Origin of the sequence: Streptosporangium sp. OZ121, from assembly GCF_051918885.1 — a bacterium.
Lineage (GTDB): Bacteria > Actinomycetota > Actinomycetes > Streptosporangiales > Streptosporangiaceae > Streptosporangium.
The window spans coordinates 1-647 of sequence record NZ_JBPXMC010000107.1 but is presented as its reverse complement, the minus strand read 5'-3'; the positions used below and the strand labels follow the sequence as shown (position 1 = coordinate 647).

Annotated in this window: 1 protein-coding gene; it reads left to right on the top strand. The window is 70.3% G+C overall.

Features of this window, described 5'->3' with window-relative positions; translation table 11 throughout:
• Positions 1-12 precede the first annotated feature (12 nt).
• Positions 13-647 (top strand): hydantoinase B/oxoprolinase family protein (locus tag ACTOQ1_RS42925; protein ID WP_440074387.1); only part of this gene is annotated, 635 nt, incomplete at its 3' end.

The window sequence follows — 647 nt, the reverse complement described above, 5'->3', positions numbered from 1 at the left end:
TTCAATTCGCGGATGCCGGATCTGGTGATCGGTGATCTGAACGCGCAGGTCGCCGCGCTGCGCACCGGCGAGCGCCGGTTCCTGGAGATCCTGGAGAAGTTCGGCAGGCCGACCGTGGACGCCGCGGTCCGGCGGATGGTCGAGGACGGCGAGGCGCGCACCCGCGCCGCCCTCGCCGAGCTGCCGCAGGGCTCGTGGACGGCGGTCGACTGGCTGGACGACGACGGGATCACCGAGGACCCGGTCCGCATGCAGGTCACCGTCACCGTCGCCGACGGCACCTTCACGGTCGACTTCGCCGGTTCCTCGCCCGCCGTGCCCGGTCCCGTCAACATGCCGTTCGGCGCGACCATCGCGATCTGCAAGGTCGTCCTCAAGGCGCTCACCTCGCCCGACGAGCCGTCCAACTTCGGCACGACCGTTCCCCTGGAGGTACGGGCCGAGCCGGGCACGCTCTTCCACGCCGTCTACCCGCAGCCGACGTTCACCCTCTGGACCGGCATCGTCGCGGTCGAGCTCATCCTGAAGGCGCTGGCGCAGGGGATGCCGGACCGGCTGCCGGCCTCCTCGGGGGGTGACGTGCCGGGGTTCATGATGGTCGGGGTCCATCCGGAGACCGGGCAGATGTTCGCGGTCAGCAACAACGA